Source organism: Xanthomonas sp. SHU 199 (assembly GCF_000364665.1).
GTDB lineage: Bacteria > Pseudomonadota > Gammaproteobacteria > Xanthomonadales > Xanthomonadaceae > Xanthomonas_A > Xanthomonas_A sontii.
Window position 1 is genome coordinate 1 of record NZ_AQOI01000652.1, and the last position, 890, is coordinate 890.

1 protein-coding gene is annotated in these 890 nt (G+C 75.5%); it reads right to left on the reverse strand.

Annotation, left to right across the window (positions count from 1 at the left end):
* Window positions 1–786: AMP-binding protein (locus D183_RS0118675; protein WP_017910337.1), on the reverse strand; the 786-nt coding region annotated here is incomplete at its 3' end.
* Between the last annotated feature and the right edge of the window lie 104 nt (window positions 787–890).

The window sequence follows — 890 nt, forward strand, 5'->3', positions numbered from 1 at the left end:
CGCGGTGGCCGAGACGATGCCGGCCAGCGGCGGCAGGGCGACGCCGGATTCGACCAGCGCGCGCAGATGCACCGGCGTGGTCACCAGCAGCCGCGGCGCCGGCAGCTGCGCCAGCGCGCGCGCCACGTCCTCGGGAAAGAACGGACGCCCGGCGTGCACCGCCAGCGGCGTCACCAGCGGCAGCAGGATCGACAGCTCCATGCCGTACATGTGCTGCGGCGGCACCGTCGCCACCACCTGCGGCACCGCCGTGTCCGGCCACAGCCCGACCAGCGCCAGCAGGTCCTGGCGGGTGCTGGTGAGGAAGCTGCCCCAGGTCTTGGGATTGGGCTTGGGCGCGCCGGTGCTGCCGGAGGTGAAGCCGATCGCCACCAGCGCGTCGTCGGCCAGCTGTGGCATCGGCCCGTCCAGCGACGGCAGCGCGTCCGGCACCTGCCAGTAGCGCGGCGGCGGCTCGGCCAGCGCCAGGTCGCCCAGGCAGTAGCAATCGGCATGGCTGCGCTGCACCTCGGCCACCACCGCCGGCGCGCGCGAGGACGGCAGCAGCGAGGTCTGACCGCGCAGCGCCACCGCGCAGAACGCGACCATGAAGCGGTAGCGGTCCTCGCACAGGTTCAGCGCGTGCCGGCCGGCCGGCAGCACCGCGGCCAGGCCGCGCACGTGGCCAAGGAAGGTGGCCAGGTCGATGTGTTCGCCGTTGGCGAAGGCCAGCGGGCGCCGCGCGTCGCCGACGGCGAGCGGATGCAACAGGGGCGCGGCGGGAATCTCGGAGGAAACGGCGGACATGCGGGGCGGCGGCTCGGGCGGGCGATGACCCGCACGGCGCGGGAGCCGGTAGCTTGGCCGCCACCGCCGCCGCTGGCAAGCCGGCCTGCAGCGGCGGGCGCCGC